The sequence below is a fragment of the Micromonospora endophytica genome, assembly GCF_003236305.1.
GTDB classification, from domain to species: domain Bacteria; phylum Actinomycetota; class Actinomycetes; order Mycobacteriales; family Micromonosporaceae; genus Micromonospora; species Micromonospora endophytica.
The window spans coordinates 1-6,435 of sequence record NZ_POTX01000291.1 but is presented as its reverse complement, the minus strand read 5'-3'; the positions used below and the strand labels follow the sequence as shown (position 1 = coordinate 6,435).

Annotated in this window: 7 protein-coding genes; all 7 read right to left on the bottom strand. The window is 70.5% G+C overall.

What is annotated here, in order from left to right; genetic code table 11:
• Positions 1-44: 44 nt before the first annotated feature.
• Positions 45-617, bottom strand: coding sequence for a DUF305 domain-containing protein (locus C1I93_RS27065; RefSeq protein WP_111246105.1), 573 nt, complete (start codon positions 615-617; stop codon positions 45-47).
• A gap of 83 nt (positions 618-700) precedes the next feature.
• A complete protein-coding gene (locus tag C1I93_RS27060; RefSeq protein WP_111246104.1) occupies positions 701-1,120 on the bottom strand; it encodes a DUF6153 family protein in 420 nt (139 codons plus the stop codon).
• Between the two features lie 68 nt (positions 1,121-1,188).
• Positions 1,189-3,609: a DUF4132 domain-containing protein gene (locus C1I93_RS27055; protein ID WP_111246103.1), complete on the bottom strand. Its 2,421-nt coding sequence runs from the start codon at positions 3,607-3,609 to the stop codon at positions 1,189-1,191.
• Positions 3,609-4,007 (bottom strand): hypothetical protein, encoded by a 399-nt coding sequence (locus C1I93_RS27050; RefSeq protein ID WP_181445347.1) that lies wholly within the window; start codon positions 4,005-4,007, stop codon positions 3,609-3,611. The genes C1I93_RS27055 and C1I93_RS27050 overlap by 1 nt, the downstream gene beginning before the upstream one ends.
• A 41-nt stretch (positions 4,008-4,048) precedes the next feature.
• Positions 4,049-5,494, bottom strand: a complete 1,446-nt coding sequence (locus tag C1I93_RS27045) for a family 43 glycosylhydrolase (RefSeq protein ID WP_223256458.1) — start codon at positions 5,492-5,494, stop codon at positions 4,049-4,051.
• Between the two features lie 125 nt (positions 5,495-5,619).
• Positions 5,620-6,087, bottom strand: a complete 468-nt coding sequence (locus tag C1I93_RS27040; protein ID WP_111246101.1) for a hypothetical protein — start codon at positions 6,085-6,087, stop codon at positions 5,620-5,622.
• Between the two features lie 65 nt (positions 6,088-6,152).
• On the bottom strand, positions 6,153-6,435 hold a 283-nt coding region (locus C1I93_RS27035; RefSeq protein WP_369007959.1), incomplete at its 5' end, for a putative immunity protein.

Below are 6,435 nucleotides of genomic sequence, written 5' to 3'. Positions count from 1 at the left end.
CCGCACGAGCCCGCCCCTGACCTCACCCACAGTTGACCCGTCGATCATGGAGTTGTGGTGCCGGAAATCCGGTGAACGCCCGACTTTGTCAGGCACCACAACTCCATGATCGGCACCGACGGCCCCTCGTGGTGGGCGATCATCATGGTGAGGAACTGCCTGTCGAACTCCGTGCCGGAGACAGCCGCGAGCCTGGCCATGTCGGCGTCGGACATCATGCCCGGCATCTCATGTCCCATGTCGGGTGCGTCATGACCCGTACCGTGCCCGTCGCCGGACGGCAGCGGCGCGCCCCACTGGGTCAACCAGCTCCCCATCTGCGCCATCTCCGGTGCCTGGGCGTCCTTGATCTGCGCGGCGAGCTGCGTGACCTCCGGATCGGACGCCCGGGTGGCAGCCAGCTCGGCCATCTCCAACGCCTGCTCGTGGTGCGGAATCATCATCTGGGCGAACATCACATCCGCCGCGTTGTTCGCGGCACCATCGCCGCTGGTCGCGCTGGCCGATGGCGGGGCGGACGAGTCATGGCCCTCGGCCTGGTGGTCCGCGCCGCAGGCGGCGAGGCCGGCGAGACTCACGCCAGCCAGCAGGGCTCGGCGCAGGAAGGTACGACGCATGGTGGAAGAAGCCTTTCAAGGTCGGTGAACAGGTAGGAGTCATCGGCGCGGCATCCCTGTCGCGGGATACGCGCTTACCGCTCCTACGTCCGCAGCACCGACACCGAGGTCGTGATCAGACCAATCGTGCGGAACCCGGGTGGCCCTCGGCTGCTGGTCACCCGCTTCGTGGCGCGACCGGACGGCAGGTTGCCGCGCCTACCACGCAGGAAGTGGGCGGCAAGCACGACGGCGAGAGCGAGGGCGGCGGCGATCGCCATGCAGACCGCCCAGCCGGGGTGGTGACCATCCCGCGGCTCCTCGGGGGGCGGGGCCACCTGCTGGACGCACCGCGCACCGCCACAGTCGATGCCGGTGGCGGTGGTAGCGGTGTGGCTGTGGTGCCCGGCCGTACCGAGGATCGGGTCATGCCCCAGGCTGTGCATCGCGGCGAGCCCGACCAGGGTGCAGGCGAGCAGCACGAACCGGAGCCATCGTCCGGTCGTGGCCGCCTCGCCTCGCACCTGATCACGATATCGCCCGGTTGAGCACCACCTGCACCGAACCTGTGATCGGCGCAGACCCTTCGCGGCTAGCGGGACCCGATCTGGCGGGTGATCGTCGGGTCGGTGATCTCGGCGTCCTTGGCCAGCAGCATCGCCTTGCTGAGGATCACTGCGAGCATGCCGTCGCCCTCGAACGGCAGGAACTGCTGCTCCCCTGACCGGCCCGCGCCACGGTCCGGCACGATGCAGAGATATGCGTCGTTCGGGCTCATCAGGATGTTGCCCGACCCCAGATGGATGCGGTAGGTGCGCAGCTCGCCGTCGACCACGAGGAACCGGCCGTCGACCCGGGCCTGCCGCCCCACCGCCAGCCGGGGCAACAGCCGGACCAGCAGGTCCCGCCGGGTCTCGGCGGTCGCCGACAGCTCCCCGAAACTGTACGACGACCAGTAGTCCCGGAACCGGCCCTGCGGGCCGCCGTCCGACCAGGTCGGGTCGTTACCGACGCTGGCCACTCCGACGAACAGATCGACATCGCGCATGATCTCGCTGAACACCAGCGGCGGCACCTGGTCCAGCGGCAGTGGCTCACCCGGTCGGGCATCCGTCCACCGCGCGGCCGTGTAGCCGCCGCCGGAGGCGTGCGACCAGTTCTGCGCGGCGTCGACCGGATAAAAGCGCACCTGGTCGGTGACGAGCCGTAGGTACGACCCGCTGTCGGTGGTGTCGACGCCGTAGTCGTCGCCGATCCCCTCCACCCAGTACTCGGCGCGCAGCCCCCAGCCGGGCAGCTCGCAGGAGGTGGGCGGGTACGAGTCGTCGACCATGAGCCGGAGCCGATCGTTCCAGCCCCGGATCGCCGCCAGCGCATGGTACTGATGCTGACGCAGGATGTGTCCGGCGAACCGGTTGGAGTATGTGCCGGTGGCCTCCTCGGCCGGGGTGAGCAGGTAAACCTCCCGGTGTGCCTGCTTGAACGGCTGCACGATCCGGTGCCGCTCCAACCACTCCCGCCAGCCGACGACCTCCGGCACCGGGCGGCCGATCGGGTGCCAGATCCGCACCTCCGCATCGTCGGCGACGGCGAGCGGGCTGTCGTCGATGGTCCGCAGTGCGCCGTCGGCCCAGCCGCAGGGCACCCCGTCGACCAGCCAGAGCAGCCGGCGGGCCAACACGCCGACCAGCGGATGGTCGAGGTAGCGCTGCCGCCAGGCGCCCAGGGTCCAGGTGCGCTGGGCCAGAAAGAGCCGGTCCAGCCGGGCCGTCTGGGCGGCCAGCATTCCGCTGATCTCCTTGGCCAGGCTCTTCACGCCGGTCAGCTCGGCCGCGTGGTCGCGGCGTACGGCGGCTGGTGGGCTCTTCACCTGCCGACCGGCTTCGTTGTGCCAGACCAGGGTCGCGCCGGTGGACCCGATCAGCAGCTCGGCCCGGCACCCGCCGAGGGGCATCTCGTGCCGGCCCACCTCGGTCAGGCCGTAGTCCGGCACGGCCAGTTCCTCGATCTCGTCGCGGCCGATGCCGAGCGCGGTGGCGCGGGCGTCGAGCGCCTTGTCGATCTCGTTGCGGGTGCCCTTGTAGGTGACTCGGGCCGACAGCCGGGCGAGCTGCGCCAGCGCCGCCTCGCCGTCGAGTCGCCCGAGCACCCCGACGGCCGCGTTCGCCACCTTCGGGCAGGCCGGCCCGATCCCGGGCAGCCGGCGCAGCATCGACTCGACCAGGCCGCCGATGAGGCGTACCTGCTCCTGCTCCGGGCCGGTCCGCTCGACCAGCCAGAGCAGGCCACGCAGCAGGTCCGCGTTGACCGTCGACGGTGGACGGTGCGGGGTGCGGATGGCGGCGGCCAGCCACCGGTCGAGGACCTGCCGCGCCTGCGCCGCCTCGACCGCGACGAGCAGGCGTTGCGCCTCGGTGGACCAGCCGGCGGTGGGCCGGGCCATGGTGGCGGTGCTGGCGTGGGCGACCAGCCGCTGCCAGGCCGGGTCGAGAGTGGGCAGCTCGGCCAGGATCTGCGCCGCCCACGGGTCACCCGGGTCGAGTTGCGGCCCACTCAGCTCGGCGACCAGCTGCCGCAGCCGCTGACTCTCGTTGGACCTGTCGATCAGGACCGCCATCAGGTCAGTGGCGACCGGGCCGGTGGCGACCAGGCCCCGGGCCACGGTCTCCAGGGCGGTCGGTGAGAGCGAATACGGTTCCTCGACGGCGTACCGGGCGAGGTCCTGTAGCTGCTCCGGGGTCAGGTCGGGCGGGAGCCGGCGGGCCAACTGCCCGATCAGGTCCCGTGGTGGCCACGTCCGGCGGTTGTCCTGGCGGACCAAGGCGATCATCTCCTGCACCAGCCGGGTCACCTCCGGCCGGGACAGCACCCGCAGCGCGGCGCGTACCTCCGGATCGTCCCGGCAGAGCCGGGCGTGCGTGTAGAGGTGACCGGCCAGCGCGGTCAGGTCGTTCGCGGCGACCAGGTCGCGGGTGCGGGTGGCGTACCAGACGGTGTCGGTGGTGGTGGTCATCAGCCACCGACCAGCGGGACGAGCTTCAGGAAGGTGACCTCGGTGTCGCGGCGCAGGTCGACCTCGTCGTCCAGCTCCTCGACTTGGCGGTCACCGACGAGCACCACGAAGCCGTTGCGGCGGAACGCCTCCTCGGCGAGGGCGACCTGCCGTTGCGGATCGATCCGGCGGTGCGGTCGTTCGGCCCCGGGGTCACCGTTGAGTGCCCGCTCGGTGGGGGTGGGTTGCACCAGCAGTCGACGCGGCACCGGAGCAGCGGCGTTGTATTCCGCCACCTCCTGATGGATCCGCCGTCGGATCAGCTCACGCAGCGTCAACCGCTCCTCGAAGATCCGCAGCACCCACGCCGGGGTACGCGCACCAGCCGTGCTCTCATCCACAAAGGTCACCGTCGCCATGGGCGGGAGTTTAGGCACGCCCACCGACAACCGAGCCAGCGTCAGTCGAGGGCGAAGGTGGCCGCCGCCCGCCCGGCCGCGTCCGACACAGCCTCGAGATACGCCAGCCCGTCCCGGTGCCGGAGATACTGCCCGGGAAAGTTCACCGACTCCAGCGACACCTTCGCCGGGTCGGCCAGTCCGGGCCGGCGGACGAACGTCGCGTCCTGCCGGAACAGGTCGGATCCGTCGTTGCGCTGCACCCAGAGCTGATGGTCGCGGTGCCGCAGGTAGTAGCCGGGGTAGTTGGTCGACTCCAGCGAGATCGCCGCCGGATCGGCCAGTCCGGCGACGATCCGGAACTGGGAGTCGGCGAGGTTCGCGACGTTCGGCTCCAGCCGCACCCGGAACTCCCAGTGCCGCAGGTACTGGTCCGGCAGGTCGTGTGCGCGCAGCCGGACCGGGGTGACGCCGTCCGGCACCGGCACACCGAAGTTGGGGGTGCCGTCGGCGTTCCAGTAGACCCGCTGGATCCGGGTCCGCCGGTTCGGGTCGCTCAGCGGGTCGTAGCCGTTGCCGAGGTACCGCTCGTAGTTGCGCGAGTGGTAGACGATCACGTCGCTGCCGTCCTCGGCGACGGTGAAGGAGTTGTGTCCCGGCCCCCACTGGCCGGTCCGGCTGTCGCTGGCCAGCACCGGTGTGGCGCTCTTGCTCCACGACGCCGGGTTCAGCAGGTCACTGTCGGCCGAGGCGGTGAGCAGCCCGACGGCGTAGCTGGCGTCGGTGGCACTCGCCGAGTAGGTCAGGAAGATTCGGCCGTTGCGGATCAGCACCGCCGGTCCCTCGTTCACCCGGTAACCCCGGGTCTCCCAGGCGTACGTGGGCGTGGCGATCAGGGTCGGGGTGCCCGCGTACGTCCAGGGGTTGACCGCCCGGGCGAGGTAGATGTTCGAGTTGCTGCCGGCGTACTCCGCCCAGGCCAGGTAACGCTGGCCGTCGTGCACGAATGTGGTGGCGTCGAGCGAGAAGCTGCTGCGGGCGGGCTGGAGTTGGCCGCGTTCGACCCACGGCCCGTCCAGCGGATTCGCGGCGCTGCTCTCCAGCACGTACGGCCGGATGGCCCAGACGTCCTCGGCCCGGCCGGCGGCGAAGTAGACGTACCACCTGCCGTCGATGAAGTGGATCTCCGGTGCCCAGATGTGCGCGCCCATCTCGCCGGTGCCGTGCTTGCGCCAGATCACCTGCTCGGCGGCGGTGGCCAGCCCCTGGAGCGTGGTGGCGCGGCGGAGCACGATCCGGTCGTACTCGGGCACCGTCGCGGTGAAGTAGTAGTAGCCGTCGGTGTGCCGGTAGATGTGCGGATCGGCGCGCTGTTCGGCCAGCGGGTTGGTGAAGGTGACGGGTGCGGCCGACGCCGGGGCGGCCGGCCCCACCAGCATGCTGCCCAGCACCACGGCCATGGCGATGAACCCGGCCATCGGCCGGCTACGGGAACGCTTCAGTCGCATGTCTCGTCGCCTCTCCTCGCCGCGATCCGGCCGCCGCGTACCGAATTGATAGCGTTAACATCCTTGCGCCGTCAAGAGATCGAAACGCCTGTGTCATCGGTCGGCAACCGGTCCACCGGCTCGCGCTACCCGGTGAGGAGGCGGACGATCCGCTCGTACTCGGCGGCCATCTCAGGCTTGCCCAGGAAGTCGTCGAGATCGGCCGAGACCTGGTAGTCGACCTGCTCGACGGAACGGAGGGCAAGCTCAGCCAGCTCACCGCGCTGCCCGGTCTCCAGGTAGGTCGTCCAGTGTTCGAGTGCGGAGAGGGCGAGCAACAGGCTGGGGTCCATGTCGCCGTCGGTGAGGATCCCTTCGTCGATGCGCGCCAGCAGCGCCCGCAACTCGGGCGCCCCGGCGGTCAGGACGGTCTCGCGGGCGACAGTGAATGCCGCAAACGCGTCCTCATCGAGTTCGTCCTCGGCGGCTGCATCGAGCAGCGGCTCGGCTTGAAGCAGACGGGCGACCGTCTGCACGCCGAAGACACGAAGGCGGTCATCCTCGGCCTCCGTCACCAGCTGACGGATCGCCGCCTCAAGTTCGACATATCGCACCGCGTCAGTCTAGGAACGGCCGCTGCCGGCACCGCGCGCGGCGGGGGCACAGCCGGGCGTACGGGTCAACAGTCGAACACCGACCAGCAGATGTCGTTGCGCAACCGCTGGTCGTCGAGCACGAGTTCGCGGATCGCCGCCGGAAGCTGGTCCCGCTGCCATCGGCACTCGAGTCGTCCCGCGGCATCGCTCTCGCCCTTCGGCGCGGCAGCACGTACGGCCTTTATCGCGTATGCCGCCGCACCGAGTTCGTGCGCGGCGACATGCGCGACGACTGCCGCCTGGCCGGCGGCGTACGCGGCATTCCGGGCCGCCCCACGCAGGTCCCTGGCCGCCCCCATCGCGTGC